Origin of the sequence: Klebsiella sp. AqSCr, assembly GCF_008452795.1 — a bacterium.
Taxonomy (GTDB): Bacteria; Pseudomonadota; Gammaproteobacteria; order Enterobacterales; family Enterobacteriaceae; genus Klebsiella; species Klebsiella pneumoniae.
In genome coordinates this window covers 1,282,049-1,301,814 of the sequence record NZ_MJDM01000005.1, presented here as the reverse complement: position 1 = coordinate 1,301,814, position 19,766 = coordinate 1,282,049, and the positions used below count along the sequence as shown (strand labels likewise).

The window sequence follows — 19,766 nt, the reverse complement described above, 5'->3', positions numbered from 1 at the left end:
TGGGGACGCAATGCCCGGCGGCGCTGCTGGACTGACCCCATAAAGTTGGATGGTTCATATTAAGCGGCTCTCAGAGCCTGGGTTCGGTACTCTACCGGACTCAGGCCTTTTAATTTCAGGCTTATCCGCTCGTTGTTGTAGTAATGGATATAGTCCTCTACGGCTTTTCTTAGCGCACTGACACTCCTGAACTCCCTCAGATAAAAACACTCCGATTTCAGGGTACCGAAGAAGTTTTCCATCACTGCATTATCCAGGCAGTTTCCTTTACGCGACATACTCTGCGTCATCCCATGCGCCTTTAAACGTTCCTGATAGCTCCTCATCCTGTAATGCCAGCCCTGATCCGAGTGCAGCAGCGGAGCATCTCCCGGTCTGAGCTTCGGGAACGCACCGTCCAGCATCGTATTCACCATCTCCATCACCGGCCTTTCCGACAGGCTGTAGGCGATAACCTCCCGGTTAAACAGATCGAGAACTGACGACAGGTAAAGCTTTTTTCCCTGTACCGGGAACTCTGTCACATCTGTTACCCATTTTTCGTTGGCTTTTGACGCACCGAAGTTCCGGCTCAGGATATTGGGCGCGGCCTCGCCCGTTCTCCCTTTCCAGGCACGATATTTTTTCGCCCTTATCACAGACCGGAGTGACAGTTCTGCCATCAGCCGCTGCCCTGTTTTATGGTTTATCCGCAGCCCCTGTTTTCTCAGTGCGAGCGTGATCCTGCGGTAGCCATAACGACCTTTGTGATAGTGGTATATCTTCCTGATGTTCTCTTTAAGACCCGCATACCTGTCCCCTTGCTTCAGTGCATTCATATTGTAATACCACGTGCTACGGGACATACCGGCCGCCCGCAGAAGGTCCCGCAGAGCGTGTTCATGCCTTAGTTCACTGATTATCAGGGCTTTTTGCCATTTTTTTCGCTCTGAACCAAGGCTTTCAACTTTTTTAGATAGGCATTCTCTGCCCGCAGATAACGCAGTTCGGCCCTGAGCTCTTCGGGGGAGAGTTTTTCCAGCTCTTTATCTGTCAGTGGTGGGATATTTTTTGGCTTTGTCATTTGTCCGGGCCGTCCGCATTGCATGTTTAAAAGACCTTCCGCTCCGGCATCGTTGTACACGTCGAGCCAGCGCCGGACAAGTATTTCTGCGGAGAGATTAAACCGGGCAGCCGCTTCACGCATCGTCAGGCGGTCACTGATAACCGCCCGGACGACCACGAGTTTAAATTCATCGGAATAATGATTATTTTTTGCAGTCAGGCCTTCTGCACCGTGGAACTGCCATGCCCTGACCCAGCGACGGACAGATGTTCTTTCAATACCAAAAAGGTCGGCTGTACTCTGTTCTCCGTCTTTACCGGACAAATAATGATTAACCACAGCCAGTTTTGTTTCAGGGGAATACTTTGGTTTAGCCATAAAACTGCACCTTACTCAGTTGGGTGTCCAACTTTTGGGGTGCAGTCCATGCGCTTGCGCGGGCCTACGGTCAGGCGTCCTCCCCGGTCATCGTTTGTAGTCCGGGTAAGGCGTTAGCCGCAACCCGGGAATTTCAGCCAATCAGACAATATCCTGCACGTACTGCCACAGCGCCTTCAGCTGCGCCAGCTTCTCTTTATCATCCGCATACTGCTGATACAGCATTTGCAGCTCATCGGCATAGGCCTGCAAAAACGCCGGCGTAAACACCTGACGACGATGCTCTAACCAGCGCTGCTGCTCATGTTCATCGAGCGTGCCGGGGAAGTTGCGCGCCCGGTAGTTAAACAGCAGGCGTTCGATACGCTGGTCGGCGAAGGTGATATCCAGCGCCGGCAGATTGCGCGGTTCGGTTTCCAGCACGATTTTCATCGCCGCGCGGTCGGCATCGCTAAAGAACCCATTGTACAGCTGGGCGTCGACGTTTTCGGACGGCACGAAGGGTTCGGCTTCGGCATAGACCGCCACTACCTTCTCGCGCACCTGCGGATTCGCCCGCAGCAGCTGGGCGTTCTCCAGACAGCGCTGAATAGAGATCCCCAGCCGGTCGGCATCCTGCGGGCGCAGGGTATTGGCCTGGGCCAGTACCGGACATTTATTTAAATGCACCAGCTTGATCGGCGCCGCCGGCAGATCGCCAAGCTCGGCGCGCGGGGTGTAGAGCCGCTCGCGCAGGGCATCGGCATCCAGTTCCAGCAGCGGCGCCATATCGCCCGCCAGATCGACCATAATCACCGCATTGCGGTTTTCCGGATGCCAGGCCAGGGGCGCCACCAGGCTGGTGTTGCCGCGCGCGGCGCCAAACATGCCGGAGACATGCACCAGGGGCTTCATCTGCGGCACGTCGATAAGCGTCGCCAGCTTGCGCTTATTGCGGTGGCTGTAGAGATAATCAAACAGCCGCGGCTGCCGGGTTTTCACCAGCTTCGCCATGGCGATGGTGGCGTACACATCGGCCATCGCGTCATGGGCGTTCTGGTGTTCAATACCGTTGGCGACGGTCAGATGTTCAAGCCGGAAGCTCGGCAACCCTTCGTCATTCTCCGGCCAGGCGATCCCTTCCGGGCGCAGGGCATAGCAGGCGCGCATTACGTCGAGCAGATCCCAGCGCGAGTTATCGTGCTGCCAGCTCCAGGCATAAGGGTCATAGAAGTTGCGATAGAAGATATTCCGCGTCACTTCGTCATCAAAGCGCACGTTGTTATAGCCGACGATACAGGTTTGCGGCACCGTGAACAGATCGTGGATGCGGCGGGCAAACGCGGCCTCATTATCCCCTTTGGCCAGCGCTTCCTGCGGCGTGATCCCGGTGATCATCACCGCCTGCGGCTGCGGCAGGTAATCGTCAGCGGGTTTGCAGTAAAACACTTCGGGCTCGCCGAGCACATTCAGCTCCGCGTCGGTGCGGATGGCGGCGAACTGCGCCGGCCGGTCGAGGGAAGGGCTGGTGCCGAAGGTTTCATAATCGTGGAATAAAAATCCGGGCTGGTTGACGCTATCTTGCATAGTCTGTTCATTATCCGTGGTGGCGTGCGACCGGTATGGTAAACGATTTGCCCGGTCATCAGAAGGGGCGCGGCAAGCAACTTCCTCTGCTGTGTCATATTTTCTTGCAATTAAACCCTGATATGAAACGCGAAGTTCCGTAAAAAGGACGGCGGATCTGTAAATCTAGAGGATATGCCGTTGAAAGGCCGTTTGTTTATTGCTGTATCTTTGCTCGCTTCGAGCGTTTCCTGCGCATTTGCCGTCGACTTACCTGCTACGGTCGCGCCGCCTTCCATTCAGGCTGGCTCCTGGGTGCTGATGGATTACACCACCGGTCAGGTGCTGACCGCGGGTAACGAACATCAGCAGCGCAATCCTGCCAGTCTGACCAAACTGATGACCGGCTACGTGGTCGATCGCGCCATCGACAGCCATCGTATCACCTTTGACGATATCGTCACCGTGGGTAAAGACGCCTGGGCGAAGGGCAACCCGGTGTTCGACGGGTCATCGCTGATGTTCTTAAAGCCAGGGGATCGCGTCAGCGTCCGCGACCTCAGCCGTGGGCTGATTGTCGACTCCGGTAACGACGCCTGCGTCGCGCTGGCCGACTATGTCGCCGGCGGCCAGCCGCAGTTTGTCGCCCTGATGAATCAGTATGTCGAAAAACTGCACCTGCGGGACACCCATTTCGAAACCGTCCACGGCCTCGACGCCCCGGGCCAGCACAGTTCGGCCTATGACCTCGCGGTGCTCTCGCGGGCGATTATTCATGGCGAACCAGACGTCTACCACATGTACAGCCAGAAAAGCCTGACGTGGAACGGGATCACCCAGCAAAACCGTAACGGTCTGCTGTGGGATAAAACCATGAACGTTGATGGCCTGAAAACCGGCCACACCTCGGGGGCCGGGTTCAACCTGATCGCCTCGGCGGTGGATGGCCAGCGCCGGCTGATCGCCGTGGTGATGGGGGCGGACAGTCCGAAAGGCCGCGAGCAGCAGGCCGCTAAACTGCTGCACTGGGGGCAGCAGAACTTCGACACCGTGCAGGTGCTGCAGAAGGGGCAGAAGGTCGGCACCGAGCGTATCTGGTACGGCGATAAAGAGCAGATTAAGCTCGGCACCGATCAGGATTTCTGGTTAGCCCTGCCGAAGGCAGAAGTGTCGCGCATTAAAGCGAAATATGTGCTGGATAAGAAGGACCTTGAGGCGCCAATCGCCGCCAATCAGCGGGTTGGCGAGATTTCACTGTATGACGGCGACAAGGTGGTGGGGCACTATCCGCTGGTCACCCTCGAAAGCATCAATAAAGGCGGAGTGTTCTCGCGAATGAGCGATTACCTGCATCACGAGCTGTAACCACGCCAACCGCCTCTTTGCAGGCGGTTTTTTTTCGCCTGTCGCTCGTGCTGGCGGGGCGCCTGTTTTTACAGCGGTGTGGTGGCGACTCTGTGAATTCGCGCACATACTGAAGGGGGATCTCCTGTTAAATTAACTGTATATTCATACAGTGATTTATCTCCAAAGGAGGCAAGATGAACTACAGCATCACCACCCTCGGCAAGAAAACCATCGCCGGTTTCCATCTGGTCGGGCCCTGGGATCACACGGTCAAGCAGGGGTTTGAGCAACTGATGATGTGGGTTGAGAACCACCAGGTGCCCGCCCGCGAATGGGTGGCCGTCTACTACGATAACCCGGAGGAAGTGCCGGCGGAAAAACTGCGCTGCGCGACGGCAGTCACCGTGGATGAGGATTATGTCATTCCCGCCAACAGCGAAGGGGTGATCCTGGCGGCGATTGCCGGCGGGGATTACGCCTGCGCCCGCGCGCGGGTGGTGGATTACGACTTCGCCACCCCGTGGATGCAGTTTTTTGACAGCCTGCAGCAGAGCACGGCGTATCGCATCGCCCCCCAGCCCTGCTTTGAGGTCTATCTTAACGACGGCAACCACGACGGCTACTGGGATATCGACATGTATGTTCCCGTTGAGCGCGTCGCGTCGTAGCGGCTTACCCCTGTTCCGGACAAGGTTTTTTACATTCCCGGCATGCTCCGGGCGAAAAAGCAGTTACAATTGGCCTTTTCGTTTTGCCGGAGAGGGTTGTGCGCGCTGATAAATCACTCAAGCCATTTGAGATCCGCTTGTATCGCCATTATCGGGTGGTGCATGGTGTGCGGATTGCGCTGGCCTTTGTGCTCACCTTTTTGCTGGTGCGGCTGCTGAACGTGCCTGAGGGAACCTGGCCTCTCATCACTCTGGTGGTGGTGATGGGGCCGATCTCCTTCTGGGGTAACGTCGTGCCGCGGGCGTTTCAGCGTATCGGCGGCACGATCCTCGGTTCGGCGCTGGGGCTGGTGGCGCTGAAGCTTGAGCTCATCTCCCTGCCGCTGATGGTCCTCTGGTGCGCGGCGGCGATGTTCCTCTGCGGCTGGCTGGCGCTGGGCAAGAAACCCTATCAGGCGCTGCTGATCGGCATCACTCTGTCGGTGGTGGTCGGGGCGCCGCCCGGCGATATGCATACCGCGCTGTGGCGAAGCGGCGATGTGATCTTCGGCTCGCTGCTGGCGATGCTGTTTACCGGCATCTGGCCGCAGCGGGCGTTCATCCACTGGCGCATCCAGATGGCCAGCTATGTCACCAACTTTAACCGCCTCTACCAGGCCGGCTTCTCGCCAAATCTGGTGGATCGACCGCGGCTGGAAAAGCATCTCCAGCAGGCGCTGAACGACGTGGTTAAAATGCGCGGGCTGATCACCCCCGCCAGCAAAGAGACGCACATCCAGAAGGCGATCTTCGAGGCTATCCAGACCGTCAGCCGCAACCTCGTCTGCATGCTGGAGCTGCAGATCAACGCCTGGTGGGCAACGCGTCCGGGTCACTTCGTGATGCTCAATGCGCACACCCTGCGGGAGACGCAGCAGATGACCCAGCAGACGCTGTTGTCCATCGCCCACGCGCTGTACGAAGGGAACCCTCAGCCTGTGCGCGCCAACAATGAAAAGCTGACTGAGATCGTCCTCGAACTGCGCCAGCTGCTGAAAGAGCAGGGTGATGACGGCCTGGCGGAAACCCCGGTCCATGGCTATGTTTGGCTCTCAATCGAACTGGCGCGCCAGCTGGAGCTGCTCTCGCATCTGATCTGCCGCGCGTTGCGCAAATAAACATCAGATGCACCGGGTAACCACATGGGTTGTTTCGATTCAGCAGCGTTTAGGGTTATGATAAACGCAAAGGAAAAAACATTGTCATCAGCGGCTGCTAGCAGTTATGTTAGCCCTATAACGCAGTCGCTTTACGAATCCGAATCTCAATTATTAGGGGTGTAAAAATGGAAACAACTAAGCCTTCTTTCCAGGACGTACTGGAGTTTGTTCGTCTGTACCGTCGTAAGAACAAACTGCAGCGTGAAATTCAGGACGTTGAGAAAAAGATCCGTGATAACCAGAAGCGCGTTCTGCTGCTGGACAACCTCAGCGACTACATCAAACCGGGCATGAGCGTGGAAGCCATCCAGGGCATCATCGCCAGCATGAAGAGCGATTACGAAGATCGCGTTGATGATTACATCATCAAAAATGCCGAGCTGTCCAAAGAGCGCCGCGACATCTCGAAAAAACTGAAAGTGATGGGCGAAGCCAAAGTCGAAGGCTAATCCCTGCCGGTCCGGCGGCGGTAAGCGTCGCCGGGCTGTTCCGCGTTTCCCTCTCTTCCCTGCTTTTTTCTGCGAAAACTTTGTTCCGGCAACTGCTTCTCCTCACCGACACTTTGCTATACTGGCCCGCGAAAAACGTATTGATATCGGAAAGGTTTCTCTCATCCTGGCCGGGCATCTGACGCAGCGGCGTCAGGGCGATATCTCAACACCTCTCACCTCTCCGACGATCGATTCGCCAGAAGACAAACTCAGGTGCTGACCGGGCGCGACAGAACTCTTCCGCTGCTTTCGCCGACAGGAGTCAACCTCACGTGATTAAGTCATTCTTTGCTGCACTCTCGTTTATCAGCCGCCTGCCGGTCCCGGCGCGGTTATCTCAGGGCCTGGAGATCGAACAGTACCAGCGCAGTATCGTCACCTTTCCGCTGGTCGGTTTACTGCTCGGCGCCATCGCCGGCGCGGTGGCGCTCCTCCTGCAGCCGTGGTGCGGCGTCCCGCTGGCGGCGCTGTTCGGCGTGCTGGCGCTGGCGCTGCTCACCGGCGGATTCCATCTTGACGGGCTGGCTGATACCTGCGACGGCATTTTCTCCGCCCGCACCCGCGATCGGATGCTGGAGATCATGCGCGACAGCCGGCTGGGCACCCACGGCGGGCTGGCGCTGATCTTCGTGCTGGTGGCGAAAGTGCTGGTGGTTGGCGAGCTGCTGCTGCGTGATATCCACCCCATCGCAGCCCTGGCGGCGGCCTGCGCCGTCGGTCGCGGGATGGCGGTGCTGCTGATGTATCGTCATCGCTATGCGCGGGAAAAGGGGCTGGGCAATCTGTTTATCGGCAAAATTAGCCTGCAGCAGACGCTGGTGACGATGGCGATGGCGATCGCGCTGGCCACCGCCCTGCTGGGGCTGCAGGGGCTGCGCGCCGCGCTGATCACCCTGGTGCTGATTTGGGGTCTGGGATGGGCGCTGAAGCGAACCCTCGGCGGGCAGACCGGGGATACCCTCGGGGCGGCGATTGAGCTGGGCGAATTACTCTTTTTACTGGCGCTGCTGTAAGGCCTGACGCCAACGGTGAGGAACAGAATGGAAACACTTTCGGCGTTACTGGCTGCCATTCCGCAGCCCGATGTGGCGGCCATGGCGCGCGCTCAGCAGCATATTGATGGCCTGTTAAAGCCGCCCGGCAGCCTTGGCCGTCTGGAGGCGCTGGCGGTGCAGCTGGCCGGTCTGCCTGGCTTGCAGGGGCAGCTGGCGCTGGCGGAGAAAGCGATTGTGGTCATGTGCGCCGACCATGGCGTCTGGCATGAAGGCGTGACCCCTTCGCCGCAGGTGGTGACGGCCATTCATGCCGGCAATATGGTGCGGGGCAACACCGGCGTCTGCGTGCTGGCGGCGCAGGCCGGGGCCAGGGTGCAGGTGGTGGATGTCGGCATCGATGCCGACCCGCTGCCGGGCCTGATTAACCTCAAGGTGGCCCGCGGTAGCGGGAATATCGCCCGGACGGCGGCCATGAGCCGCCAGCAGGCGGCCATGAGCCGCCAGCAGGCGGAGACGGTGCTGCTGGCCAGCATGCATCTCACCCGCCAGCTCGCTGCCGACGGGGTGAAAGCCTTCGGCGTCGGCGAATTGGGAATGGCCAATACCACCCCGGCCGCAGCGACGATCAGTGTCCTGACGGGCAGCGACCCTGACGCGGTGGTGGGCTGTGGGGCTAATCTGCCGCTGGCGCAGCGGGGCCATAAGGTGGCGGTGGTGCGCCAGGCGATAGCCCATAATCAGCCGAACCCGGCGGACGGGCTGGATGTCCTGGCGAAGGTGGGGGGGTACGATCTGGTGGGCATGACCGGGGTGATCCTCGGGGCGGCCTCCTGTGGCCTGCCGGTGGTGCTGGATGGCTTCCTCTCCTATGCCTCTGCCCTGGCCGCATGCCGCATGGCCCCGTCGGCGCACCCTTATCTTATTCCTTCACACCTGTCGGCGGAGAAAGGAGCGCAGATCGCCCTCGACGCGCTGGGTCTGCGGCCGTATCTCGATATGGACATGCGCCTGGGAGAGGGCAGCGGCGCCGCGCTGGCGATGCACCTGCTGGATGCCGCCAGCGTGATGTACAACCAGATGGGAACGCTGGCGCAGAGCAATATTGTGTTGCCCGATAGCGCGCCGTCGTCCTGATGGTAAAACGCATCGTCCCGCGATGGGGGCGATGCGCCGGGTTTACAGGGCCTGCTGCCAGACCGCCTGGGGCAGGAGATAAACCTTCGCCGGGGCGCGCATGCCGTCGGTGACAATATGGCGGATGCCGCTGGCCATCACCGCGAGGGTGACGTCAAAGGCGTTCAGGCTGTCGCCGAAGCCAGCGGTCAGATTGAGCATTGAACCATTGGCCAGCAGATAGACGGTTTTGTCGGCCATGCGGTAGGCATTGATATACGGCATCACCTCTTCCTGGGGGTACTGGCGCAGGTAATCGCCGTCGATCTCTTCCGCCACGTGGCCGACGTTAAGGATAAATACTCCCGCTTTCGCCCGGTCCAGCGCCTGGCGATTAACCACGTTTTTACCGCCTGTCGCTGTGGCCACCACGTCCGCCGAGGCGATAGCCTCCTGGAGGTCCACCACGTGCCAGCCGTCGTAGGCCGCCTGCAGACGGCGGGCAGGATCGATCTCCGCCACCATCACCTGACCGCCAAAAGCTTTTGCCGCCGCCGCGACGCCCTGGCCAACCAGGCCGTAGCCGATCACCAGCACTTTTTTCTCATGCAGGGTGAGGTGAGTGGTCTGGAAGAAGGTGTGCCAGGCAGTGAGACCGACCATATGGCGGTTGTGCAGCCCCTCTTTGACCGGCAGATCGTCCCAGTTAAAGATCGGATAGCCTGGCTGAATATCCCCCAGCCGATTGACGCCCGAGCCGGTGGCTTCCAGACCCGCCACGATGTTCCCAAACTCGCCGCGCTGGTGGAGCAGGGTGGTGATATCGGCGCCCATCTCGCACAGGTGAGTGGGCTGCCAGGCAATCGCTTTTTCCCATGACTGTTGCCAGTCGGCATCGCTCATATTGCGCCACGCGCAGGCCTCGGCGCCGCGCTCCACCAGCCAGGCCACCACGTCGTCCTGCACGGTGGTGGGGTTACAGGTGGTTAAAAAGACCTGAGCGCCCTTGTCGAGGATCCCCTGCACCAGCGGGATCATTTTCATGTCGAGGTGCATACAGCAGGCCAGACGCACGCCGCTGAGGTCGGGCAGCGCGGCGACCTGACGCAGGGTACGCGGCATATTCTGGCTGGCCCATGCCACTTCTTTCGCTAAAGAGATTTTATTATTCACTGGGTTATGACCTTCAATTCGCAAAAGGGGTATCCCCCTGACCGAAAAGGGATTCTATCAGCCCCCGCGAGAATTCACAGTACAATGCCGTCGGACATCGCCGCCCGCGCTATCCCCTGCGAAAGACAGGGTTGTTAATTTAAGGTTAAAAAAAGAAAATAAAATATAAGTAATTCCTATGATTTGAGCGATGAAGCGATGTTGAGTGTTATTCCTGCGGGGATATTTTCACGGCTGCGGATTTTCCTTGGCCGCCTGAAGCCGCACGCGCTGCCGGTGGCCCGCCGGCATATCGTGCTGGGATCCATTGGCGCCGGCACCGGACTGGCGGTGACCAGCATGTTCAGCCACTGGCTGCTCGGCGAAGTCAATCTGTGGTTTATTGCCCCGATGGGGGCCTCGGCGGTACTCCTGTTTGGCGTACCGAGCAGCCCGCTGGCGCAGCCGTGGTCGATTGTCGGCGGCAACGTGCTGTCGGCGCTGATCGGCGTCACGGTCGGTATGCTGGTCCCCGATGCGGCGCTGGCCTGCGGTCTGGCGGCGGCTCTGGCCATCGCCGGGATGTATTTTCTGCGCTGTCTGCATCCCCCCGGCGGCGCGGTGGCCCTGACGGCGATCCTCGGCGGCGCCGGGGTGCACAGCGAAGGCTATCACTTTGTGCTGACCCCGGTGCTCCTCAACTCGCTGATGCTGGCGCTGCTGGCTATTGTGTTTAATAACCTGGTTGGCCGCCGTTATCCGCATCCGCTGGCGGCGGAGGAGGTCAAATCCAGGGCGGTGCCGCTGGGTATTTCGGTCACCCGGGAAGATATTCACGCCGCGCTGCTGGAAGGCCAGTTCCTCGACATTGATGAAGACGATGTCCAGGAGTTGCTGGAGAATATCGAGCAGCAGGCGCGGCAGCGTATCGCGACGGCAGCCCGCCGCTAAGGGCGTACTGCGGGCTGCGGGTTACAGATCGCCGGTAAGATACTGCGCGACCCCGCGGCCAAAGCTCCAGTCGCCTTTCTGGTTACTGATAATCGACACCATCAGATCATCGCCGCTCAGGCCGCAGTGTTCCGCCAGCTCCTCCTGCAAAATGGCGAAGAAGCGCTGCTTCTGCGCCTCGCTGCGCGGGCTGGTATAGACCCGCACCACCACCAGATCCCGCGTGCGGGTCAATCCGAGGCCGGTATCTTCAATCACCATATGATGGGCTTTGTTTTCATGAACAATCTGGTAACGGTCGCGTTCTGGTACCTCGAAGGCGCGCAGCACGGCGCGATGGGCGGCATCCAGCAGGGTTTTGACCTCCTGTTCCGTACGGCCTTCAATCAGGTCAAATGTCAGTAATGGCATGCAGGTGCTCCTTATCGTTAGGGAATAATGATGGGCTCAACAAGATGCTAGCCGATGCCGCCGCCGGCAAAAACCGCTATAGTTGAATACATTGTTTTTACTGGTGAACAATCACATGAGCGAGAGTCGTCCGGAGAGTTACTGGCTCCATCTGTACTGGCTGACGGTGCTGGAAGAACAAAAAAGCTATACCCGGGCCGCGGAAAAGCTGGGGATCAGCAAGTCGGCTATCAGCCAGAAAATCAGCGAGCTGGAGCGGGTGACCGGTAAAACCCTCGTCCATCGCACCACCCGCAGCGTGAGCCTCAGCGACGACGGACTGCGGCTGGTGGCGGAGCTCAACGAGCCGTTTGGTCAGCTGCGGGATATTTTCACCGGCGCCTGCGATGAAGGCGGGCCGCTGCGGGGAACGCTGCGCCTGACCGCGCCGGTGGCCTTTTCCCGCCAGCAGCTGGTCCCGGCAATCGCGCCTTTTTTGCATCAGCATCCCCAGCTGCATCTGCAGCTTGAGGTCACCGACCGGCTGGTCTCTCTGGCCAGCGAAGGGTTCGATCTCGCCATCCGCCACTGTCGGCGCGAGGCGCTCCCGGATACCCATGTCGCCTGGCCGCTGTGTCACACCGCGACGCTTACCGTCGCGTCCGCCGACTATATTCGCCGCCATGGCCGCCCGGAGACCCCCGAAGATCTGCGCCACCACCAATGCCTGACCTATCCTCGTGGGCCACAGCGCCCGCAGTGGACGTTCGCCTCCCGTCAGTCGCCCGATGCTCGGGTGACCATCAACGTGCAGGGGCCATTCGCCACCAATAACAGCGAGTCGCTACGTGATGCGGTGCTGGCGGGGCTTGGGGTGGCGCTGTTGCCGGATTTCAGCGCCCGGGAGGCCATTGGCCGCGGGCTGGTGCAGGAGCTGCTGCCGGCGTGGCAGCCAGTAGAGGTGTTTGCCGATCGGCTGTACGTCATCCGGCCCTATACCCCGCGCGTGTCGCGCGCGGTGGAAACCTTCAGCCGCTACCTGAAAGCGACCTTCAGCGAGCCGCGTCCAGCTCCTGCGCCAGCGTCTCGCTAAAGCGGGGCAGCAGATGGCGCTCGCCGGGAAGCAGCTGCGCGAGAGTAACGGTCTTGTCAGCGCAATAGACCCGCTCGCTGCCGAGCTGCGCTTCGAAGGCGTTCGCCGCCTGATGCGCCGCGCTCAGATCGGCGTCAACAAGGATCACCGCATGGGCCAGCACCACGTGGCCGCCGCCCGCCGCCAGCGGCCGCCAGTACTGGGCGGTACCGACAATCTTGCGCGCCTCCGCGCCTTCTCCGCAGGCAAGATTATACCGTCCATCGCAAAAGGAACCGCTCACCGCCCGGGGGTGGCTGGCAACGCCGAAGCGCGCGAGGGTGCGCTGCAGCACAGCGCACAGCGAATGATAGATCGGTTCGGCGGCTTCGCCGAGCGGCTGCTGCACCGGCCAGGCGAGGCTAAGGTTGATAATGCCCGGCCCCTGGGGCACCAGACCGCCGCCGGAGCGGCGAAGCCATACCGGCCAGCCGCGCGCGGCAAAATGCGCGCTGACCGCCGGCAGATCCGTAAACTGACGATAGCTCCCCGGCACCACCAATCCCTGCGGCGCCTGCCAGAGCTGGGCGACGGCCTCGCCGGCGCTGGCTTTAGCAAACAGCGGCTGTTCGGCCTGGGTGGGATCCTCGCAAAACTGCAGCGCCAGCGAGGAGGGGGAAAAACGGCGAGGCCAGCAGTCGGCCAGGGTTAACTGAGACATGTATTCTCCTTACCGGAGGGCGCGGGTTACGCCCTCCGCTGGTGGGTCAGTCGACGGGGTGCTTTTTCATCATCAGCGCGGTGAGCGCTGACAGCAGGCATCCTGCGGTCAGATAGAGGGCCACGCTGTGCCACGATCCGCCGGAGAAGGTGACCAGCGCCGCGGCAATAAACGGGGTAAAGCCGCCGCCGACCACGCTCGCCACCTGGTAGCCGACGCCGGCGCCGCTATAGCGATAGCTGGCGCCGAACAGCTCGGTAAACATCGGCTGCTGGACGCAGACCACCATATCATGGGCGATATTGGCCAGCATCAGGGCGAAGAACAGGATCCAGAAAACGGACTGACTCTCCAGCGCCATAAAGAACGGGAAACCGCTCAAAGTGCCGATCAGCGCCCCGGTGATATAGATCCGCCGACGGCCAAAGCGGTCTGCCAGCCAGGCGAAGCAGGGGATAGTCAGGCAGCTAAGACCGCCCACCAGCAGGCCAATGTTGAGAAACAGCTCGCGCGGCAGGCCGAGGTTTTGCGTGGAGTAGTTGAGGGCGAAGGCGGTGACGATATACATCGTCAGCAGTTCACACAGCCGCAGGGCGATAATCAGTAAAAACGCTCCCGGATGGCGAAGCAGCGCTTCCACTACCGGCAGCCGCTTTTTCATCTGCGGCGCGTTGTCCTGGCTCTGCTGCGCTTCAAACTCCTGCGATTCCGCCATGCCGTTACGGATCCACAGCGCAATAAGGACCAACACCACGCTGAACAGGAACGGTAAGCGCCAGCCCCAGCTGAGGAACTGCTGGTCGCTGGTCAGGCTGCTAATCAGCGATACCAGCCCGGTAGAGAGCAGGAGGCCGACGCCGTAGCCCACCTGCACCCCGCTGCTGTAAAAGGCTTTTTTCCCCTGTGGGGCATTCTCCACCGAGAGCAGCGCCGCGCCGCCCCATTCGCCGCCGACGGCGAATCCCTGAACCGCTCGCAGGAACACCAGCAGCACCGGCGCCCACCAGCCGATCTGGTTGAACGAGGGGAGCAGGCCGATGCAGGCAGTGGCGATACCCATCATCCAGACGGTCATCATCAGCATCCGTTTCCGCCCGAGGCGATCGCCGAAGTGGCCAAAAATAATTCCGCCGAGCGGGCGAAAAAGAAACCCAACGCCGAAGGTGGCAAAGGCGGCAAGCGTTCCCATCGCCGGGCCGATTTGCGGGAAAAATTCGCGGTTGAACACCAGCGCGGCGGTAATGCCATAGAGAAGAAAATCGTACCAGTCGACCACCGCGCCGGCAAAACTACCCCAGGCCGCCCGCCGGGCCCGATGTAGTGAATCTGGCGCCTCGCCGGGCTGCACGCTTATTGTTGAATCCATACCCTGTCCTGTCAGTCACGTACTTCATTGTTATTGGAATGAGACGCTTTTACCGTTGCGTCTGCTCTGAGACTACCGCGCAGCGGCCGTGGAGGAAAGTAGTTTGCCTGCTAAGCGGGGGAGATGGCGCAAAAAAGAATCGATGGGAAAGGCGGTCGAAATCACACCCTGGACTTAACATTCTGGCAATTTGCCATCCAGCTTATACTTTTAATTAAATCAACGGATAACAAAGATGGACACCTTTTAAGAATCGACGTAAATGGTTTACACTTAACGTGTCTCCCTCTCTGGAATGGTGAGTAAAATGCGTCTACTTCTTGCAGTTTTATTTTGTTCTGTCATGTTGCCTTCTGCTTATGCTGAAAAACTGCCTGCGCCGACAGGAAAACCTGTACTGACCATTTCCGGAAAAATCGGAAATATGAATGTCGGCGACAAGGCCGTTTTTGATCTCGCAATGCTGGAAAAACTGGGGATGAAGACGATAGAAACCACCACCCCCTGGTACACCGGCAAGGTTCGTTTTGACGGTATTCCCCTTAGTAAACTCATGGATTTAGTCGGCGCGAAAGGCACATCGGCCCGCGTGCTGGCGCTGAACGACTACACCACCATTATCCCGATTGATGATTTTTATAAATTCCCGGTCATTATGGCGTTAAAAATGAACGGTCAATATATGCGCATTCGTGATAAAGGCCCGTTATTTATTGTCTACCCTTACGACAGCAGTGCTGAATTACAGAACCAGATCTATTATTCCCGATCGGCCTGGCAAGTTTCAAAGATGATTATAGAATAAGGGTTGGATCTTGAATCGAATACTCACGGCTATTATTTTGTCGTTATTTGTTGTCACCGGATATATTACTTATCTGGTGCATGAGCGACAAAGTGAGTTGCAAAAATTTACCCGCTATACGGACTCGTGGTCAATGTCGCAGATGGTGTCGGAATATATGCGGCTGGAGTCTCGTCTGGCGGGAATGGCGATTGGGGCCGAAGGGGCGGACCACGATGAGGTGCGCCTGCGTCTTGAGATCATGATGAGCCAGATCGAGCTTCTGCAGGAGGGCGATCTGGGTAAATTTATCAATAAAAGCGAGCAGCGGAAGACGGTGGTTGCGACGCTGATTCGTAATCTTCATCTGCTCGATAAACAAGTTGATACCATGACGCCGGAGCAGGTCAGACAGATCCTGCCGGTGTTAAGCGAGCTGGATGGTCCGCTGACCTCAATGGCCGCCGCCACCCTGACGCAAGATATCAATATCGTTAATATCACCCATGATAAAATCCAGCATCTCTATTATATCTACTCGGTGATCTCCATTCTGCTGATCGCCATGTGTATAACTCTCGGTCTGCTGATGCTCCGACAGAATAATAATCTGCGTCGCGCCCATGTTCGTATGAAAACGCTGGCCAACGATCTGCAGGCCTCGAAAGAGAAGCTGCAGGTGCAGAACCGCCGACTGCAGTACGATGCCTACCATGATTCGCTGACCGGTATGCCCAACCGTCTCTCTTTCTGGCAGCGGCTGCAGGAGATCGTCAACCAGGTGCGTCCCTATAAGGGATGCGCCGTGGTGATGCTTTTCGACCTCGACAGCTTTAAGGATGTGAACGATACCCTTGGCCATGATGCTGGCGATAAGCTGCTGCAGGATCTGGCCAGTCGCCTCTCTTTTTTCCGCAAAACCTCCGAGACGCTGTATCGCCTTGGCGGTGATGAGTTTGCGATGCTCTCCTACGATCTCACTGAAGAGATGGCCCTTGAGCGGGCCAATGTTATCCGGGAGAAGATCAGCCAGCCCTATCAGATCTACGATGCGCAGATTAATATCGACGCCTGCATTGGGATCGTGATCTCTGACGGTGAAAGCCGTACCGATTATCTGTACAAGTGCGCCGACCTCGCGCTGTATGAGGCGAAAAAAGAGGGTAGCGGCCATGTGCAAATCTTCCGGCCGGGGATGCTGCAGCGCCTGCAGGAGAACAAATCGTTTGAAGACGATCTGCTGCAGGCCCTGGCCCATGACGAATTCAAAGTCTACTATCAGCCGATCGCCGATACCGTCACGCGCGAAATCTACGGCTATGAAGCGCTGGTTCGCTGGTTCCATCCGGTGCGCGGCGCCGTGCCGCCGACGGTGTTTATTCCGGTGGCAGAGAAAATCGGTCTTATTAATGCCCTTGGCGAATGGGTGCTGAAAACCGCCTGTGCCGAAGCGGCCAGCTGGGCGACGCCGCTGAAGGTCTCGGTCAACGTTTCACCAATTCAGTTGATGAATACATCGCTGACCGACACCATTATCGAGGTGCTGCATCAGACCGGCCTCGATCCGCGACGTCTTGATCTGGAGATCACCGAGTCGGACGTATTCAATGAGAACACCCGTTCGCTGGAAATTCTCAGCCAGCTGCGCGAGCAGGGCATTCAGATCTCCATCGATGACTTTGGTACCGGCTATTCTTCCCTGTCCCGTTTAAGCTACTTCCCGTTCGATAAAATTAAAATCGACCGCTCGTTTGTCATCAATATTCCGGAGCAAAAAGACGATCTGGATATCGTCCGCCTGATTATCAGCATGGGAAAGAGCCTGCATATGCGCATTGTGGCGGAAGGTGTAGAGACCGAAGAGCAGTTGGCTTCGCTGCAGGCGCTGGGCTGTGACCTGGTTCAGGGATATTTAATCGGCAAACCGAGTCCGCTGCGCTAACAAATTTTTAACGTGTCTACTTTTATTCTCCCGGGCGATTTCAGGATACTGAAATCGCCTTTTTTATTTTCTCTTAGCGCTAATCCCTGCGAGGTATAAAAGGGAGTAGGCGTAAAATTCCACAACAAAATAATATCCTTAACGTTTAAAAGGGGTATATGATATGCATCATATAGGCTATTTCTGAACGTCGCGTTTGAGACGGTAAAGTGAGGCACAATTATGCAGCGAATCATTATTCCCACCCATTACGTTCACACCCGCAGCACGCCGCTGTGGACCAAAGAGACCGCCCCGGCCTCTATCTGGCGCCGCCATCTGGATGCCGGCACCCGGCAGGGCGTCTACCCTCGTCTCTCAGTGATGCAGGGGGCGATCCGCTATCTCGGCTATGCCGATGAAACCAGCCCCGAGCCCGTTGAAACCCTGACTATTGAAGCCGGCCAGTTTGGCGTCTTTCCGCCGGAGAAGTGGCACTGTATTGAGGCCCTCTCAGAGGACACGGTTTTTAATGTCGACTTTTATGTTGATCCAAAAATTCTTATTGAGGGATAACAAGAGATGACCAGTGAAAATAAAGGTTATACCTTAGCGCTAGAGAATGGCCGACTTCACCAGAAGCAGGAAAAAATATTTCTCAAACCAATGGTGTTGTATATTCCACAGCAGGCGGTGGAGGCCGTTAATGACCTGCTGAGCAAGTTGCCGGACGACAGGGAAGAGGGGGAGTTTCTGTTGACGGTCACCAATAATAATAACGGCGTCTCGGTTGATAAAACCTTTTCCTCGCTGGCGGCGCTGCGCGACCCACTCACCGCGGCTGATGCGGTGAAGGATCTGATCAATATCGTTCGCGGCTACGAGTCCGATGAAGAGACCAACGTCTGCGGCTGGTAAGCCCGCTATCCCGCAGTCGGATGGCCGCCGTCGCCCGACGCCATCTGACTGAGCAGCCACTCCCGCAGAGCGATAATATCCGCCCGCTGCGCTACCGCTTCGGTAGTGACCAGGTAGTAGCGGGCGCCAGGCAATGCGTTGCTGAACGGCGCGGACAATACGCCGCGCTGCAGCAGATCCCGCGCCAGCAGTTCGCTGGCGATCACCACTCCCTGACCGGCCACCGCCGCCTGTAGGGCATGGGTTTCATCGCTAAAGGTTAACCCCGCATCAATATTCAGCGTCGGCGGTCCATAGCGCCGACGCCAGTTCTCCCAGCTCGGCGAATCAGCTGGCACGCGCCGGTTGGCAACGTGAAACAGCGTCACCCGCTGCAGATCTTCAGGCCGGCTGAGGCCCAGAGTCGGGCTGGCGACCACGATAAAGCGATCTTCATACAGCAGCGTGCAGTACAGGTCCGGCTCCGGCGTTTCACGATAGCGAATCGCGGCGTCCACCGTGCCCAGATGCAGATCCACTCGTTCGACGCTGGTGTGTAGCCGCAGGTCGATAGCCGGAAATCGGGCGGTGAAATCCGCCAGCCGCGGCACCAGCCAGTGGGTGAGAAAATTGGAGGTGGTGGTGACGGTTAAGGATGGCGGCTGACGGGCATGAGCGATCTGGACGACGGCCTGTTCCAGGGCGCTAAAGGCGCGTTGGGTGGCGGCGTAAAGGATCTCGCCATCAGCGGTCAGACTGACGCCCTGCGCGCTGCGTTCGCAGACCCGGCACTCCAGCACCGACTCCAGCAGTTTAATCTGATGGCTGACCGCCGTCGCGCTGACGCCGAGCGCCTCGGCGGCCTGTTTAAAACTGCGGTGGCGGGCGACGGCATGAAAAGCGCGTAGCGCCCCCAGCGGCGGCAGACGGGGTGGTCTCATGGCTGAGTTTTTCTCATCTATGGCTGAAAACTATGCGTTTGTGTAAGGCAATATAGTGGCGATAGGCTACGGGCATGTAAAGACAATGACATGAATTAAATTCATGCAGCTTCGCCTGTCAGGAGTCAACTATGCACGTTGTAAGCCGCTACACCGCCGCGGAAGCCGCGGCAACGATCGACCCCCGCGGCCGCGCTATCGCCCTTAGCGTGGTCATCGCCGCCGGGGCCTTGCTGTTAATCATGCCCCCGGTTATCGGGGTGACCGGCACGCTGAGTCTGCTGACGGCGCTGATTGCGGCCTTTAGCGTCGGGTGGGGATTCACATGCGGACAATCCTGGCTTTATCGCTCACCCCTGGCGGCGATGCGCTGGGCCTTTCTGCTGTCAGCGGCCGGCTGGCTGTTGGCGCTGGTGGCCTGGTATGGCGGGCAGGACTGGCCGGCACTGCTGTCGGGCGTGGCGTGCGGTGGGGCGGGAGCGGCTGTCGCCTGGCGTATTGCGGCGGGTAGGACGGCGCTGCCGGGGATGCGGGTCAGCGGCGCCACGGTGCTGAGCGTAGCTATCGCCATCGCGGCGACGCTGCTGACCTGGCATACTGCGGGAGGAGGACGCCATGGCGTCTGCTTTGCCTTCGCCGTGCTGCTTGACTGGGCGCTGCTCGGCGCGCTGATGGTGCGGATCCGCCAGCAGGAGAGTGCGGCCTGATACCAGACGCGGTCTGGTCCAGGATCGGCGAATCAAGCGAGACAGGGTAAGTTGTCCCGCCCGGCGTTAAATATCTTCTACAC

Annotated in this window: 21 protein-coding genes; 13 read left to right on the top strand and 8 right to left on the bottom strand. The window is 58.7% G+C overall.

Annotated features, from left to right (window positions below; translation table 11 throughout):
* Positions 1-59: 59 nt before the first annotated feature.
* A protein-coding gene (locus BHE81_RS10435; protein WP_110246713.1) for an IS3-like element ISKpn1 family transposase occupies positions 60-1,423 on the bottom strand; the annotation gives its coding sequence in 2 pieces (ribosomal slippage) (positions 60-955 and positions 955-1,423; 1,365 coding nt in all).
* A 141-nt stretch (positions 1,424-1,564) separates the two neighbouring features.
* Positions 1,565-2,989: an exodeoxyribonuclease I gene (sbcB, locus tag BHE81_RS10430; RefSeq protein WP_019724958.1), complete on the bottom strand. Its 1,425-nt coding sequence runs from the start codon at positions 2,987-2,989 to the stop codon at positions 1,565-1,567.
* Positions 2,990-3,169: 180 nt separating this feature from the next.
* Here sbcB and dacD point away from each other — a divergent pair, with 180 nt between their 5' ends.
* From dacD to cobT, 6 genes are all read left to right on the top strand, one after another.
* Positions 3,170-4,333 (top strand): serine-type D-Ala-D-Ala carboxypeptidase DacD, encoded by a 1,164-nt coding sequence (gene dacD, locus BHE81_RS10425; protein ID WP_004153104.1) that lies wholly within the window; start codon positions 3,170-3,172, stop codon positions 4,331-4,333.
* Between the two features lie 176 nt (positions 4,334-4,509).
* Positions 4,510-4,983 (top strand): DNA gyrase inhibitor SbmC, encoded by a 474-nt coding sequence (sbmC, locus tag BHE81_RS10420; protein ID WP_002911889.1) that lies wholly within the window; start codon positions 4,510-4,512, stop codon positions 4,981-4,983.
* Positions 4,984-5,081: 98 nt separating this feature from the next.
* Positions 5,082-6,140, top strand: a complete 1,059-nt coding sequence (locus BHE81_RS10415; RefSeq protein ID WP_002911885.1) for an FUSC family protein — start codon at positions 5,082-5,084, stop codon at positions 6,138-6,140.
* A 167-nt stretch (positions 6,141-6,307) separates the two neighbouring features.
* Positions 6,308-6,631 carry a DUF496 family protein gene (locus tag BHE81_RS10410; RefSeq protein ID WP_002911883.1) on the top strand — a complete coding sequence of 108 codons (324 nt, stop codon included), beginning with the start codon at positions 6,308-6,310 and terminating at the stop codon, positions 6,629-6,631.
* Positions 6,632-6,945: 314 nt separating this feature from the next.
* Entirely contained in the window at positions 6,946-7,686 is a 741-nt protein-coding gene (gene cobS, locus BHE81_RS10405; protein ID WP_004180482.1) for an adenosylcobinamide-GDP ribazoletransferase, read from the top strand.
* A 27-nt stretch (positions 7,687-7,713) separates the two neighbouring features.
* Entirely contained in the window at positions 7,714-8,802 is a 1,089-nt protein-coding gene (cobT, locus tag BHE81_RS10400; protein WP_110246380.1) for a nicotinate-nucleotide--dimethylbenzimidazole phosphoribosyltransferase, read from the top strand.
* Positions 8,803-8,844: 42 nt separating this feature from the next.
* Here cobT and BHE81_RS10395 read toward each other — a convergent pair whose 3' ends face one another.
* On the bottom strand, positions 8,845-9,954 hold the full coding sequence (locus BHE81_RS10395) for an adenosylhomocysteinase (RefSeq protein WP_004200363.1): 1,110 nt from the start codon (positions 9,952-9,954) through the stop codon (positions 8,845-8,847).
* 198 nt (positions 9,955-10,152) lie between these two features.
* On the opposite strand from BHE81_RS10395, the gene BHE81_RS10390 reads away from it, so the two are divergent.
* A complete protein-coding gene (locus BHE81_RS10390; protein ID WP_002911879.1) occupies positions 10,153-10,884 on the top strand; it encodes an HPP family protein in 732 nt (243 codons plus the stop codon).
* 21 nt (positions 10,885-10,905) lie between these two features.
* Here the strand turns inward: BHE81_RS10390 and BHE81_RS10385 are convergent, their stop codons facing one another.
* Positions 10,906-11,295 (bottom strand): tautomerase family protein, encoded by a 390-nt coding sequence (locus BHE81_RS10385; RefSeq protein WP_004175282.1) that lies wholly within the window; start codon positions 11,293-11,295, stop codon positions 10,906-10,908.
* Positions 11,296-11,410: 115 nt separating this feature from the next.
* Here BHE81_RS10385 and BHE81_RS10380 point away from each other — a divergent pair, with 115 nt between their 5' ends.
* Complete coding sequence (locus BHE81_RS10380; protein WP_020324281.1) at positions 11,411-12,367, top strand: LysR family transcriptional regulator; 957 nt, start codon at positions 11,411-11,413, stop codon at positions 12,365-12,367.
* On the opposite strand, the gene BHE81_RS10375 is transcribed toward BHE81_RS10380, so the two are convergent.
* Complete coding sequence (locus tag BHE81_RS10375) at positions 12,327-13,067, bottom strand: lipoate--protein ligase family protein (RefSeq protein ID WP_020801542.1); 741 nt, start codon at positions 13,065-13,067, stop codon at positions 12,327-12,329. The genes BHE81_RS10380 and BHE81_RS10375 overlap by 41 nt on opposite strands.
* 46 nt (positions 13,068-13,113) lie before the next feature.
* Positions 13,114-14,433 (bottom strand): shikimate transporter, encoded by a 1,320-nt coding sequence (gene shiA / locus BHE81_RS10370; protein WP_029602885.1) that lies wholly within the window; start codon positions 14,431-14,433, stop codon positions 13,114-13,116.
* A gap of 307 nt (positions 14,434-14,740) precedes the next feature.
* On the opposite strand from shiA, the gene BHE81_RS10360 reads away from it, so the two are divergent.
* Together BHE81_RS10360 and BHE81_RS10355 are read left to right on the top strand one after the other, a co-directional pair.
* A complete protein-coding gene (locus BHE81_RS10360; protein WP_004198821.1) occupies positions 14,741-15,238 on the top strand; it encodes a molybdopterin-dependent oxidoreductase in 498 nt (165 codons plus the stop codon).
* A 10-nt stretch (positions 15,239-15,248) separates the two neighbouring features.
* A complete protein-coding gene (locus BHE81_RS10355; RefSeq protein WP_004196289.1) occupies positions 15,249-17,159 on the top strand; it encodes a putative bifunctional diguanylate cyclase/phosphodiesterase in 1,911 nt (636 codons plus the stop codon).
* On the opposite strand, the gene BHE81_RS28200 is transcribed toward BHE81_RS10355, so the two are convergent.
* Positions 17,156-17,284, bottom strand: coding sequence for a hypothetical protein (locus BHE81_RS28200; RefSeq protein ID WP_032444373.1), 129 nt, complete (start codon positions 17,282-17,284; stop codon positions 17,156-17,158). The two genes, BHE81_RS10355 and BHE81_RS28200, sit on opposite strands and share 4 nt — an antisense overlap.
* Before the next feature lie 97 nt (positions 17,285-17,381).
* On the opposite strand from BHE81_RS28200, the gene BHE81_RS10345 reads away from it, so the two are divergent.
* Together BHE81_RS10345 and BHE81_RS10340 are read left to right on the top strand one after the other, a co-directional pair.
* Positions 17,382-17,714: a DUF1971 domain-containing protein gene (locus BHE81_RS10345; RefSeq protein WP_002911866.1), complete on the top strand. Its 333-nt coding sequence runs from the start codon at positions 17,382-17,384 to the stop codon at positions 17,712-17,714.
* A gap of 6 nt (positions 17,715-17,720) precedes the next feature.
* Positions 17,721-18,056: a DUF1869 domain-containing protein gene (locus tag BHE81_RS10340; protein ID WP_002911862.1), complete on the top strand. Its 336-nt coding sequence runs from the start codon at positions 17,721-17,723 to the stop codon at positions 18,054-18,056.
* 5 nt (positions 18,057-18,061) lie between these two features.
* On the opposite strand, the gene BHE81_RS10335 is transcribed toward BHE81_RS10340, so the two are convergent.
* Positions 18,062-18,976, bottom strand: a complete 915-nt coding sequence (locus BHE81_RS10335; protein WP_002911860.1) for a LysR substrate-binding domain-containing protein — start codon at positions 18,974-18,976, stop codon at positions 18,062-18,064.
* Positions 18,977-19,107: 131 nt separating this feature from the next.
* On the opposite strand from BHE81_RS10335, the gene BHE81_RS10330 reads away from it, so the two are divergent.
* On the top strand, positions 19,108-19,683 hold the full coding sequence (locus BHE81_RS10330) for a hypothetical protein (protein WP_110246379.1): 576 nt from the start codon (positions 19,108-19,110) through the stop codon (positions 19,681-19,683).
* Positions 19,684-19,766: the final 83 nt, after the last annotated feature.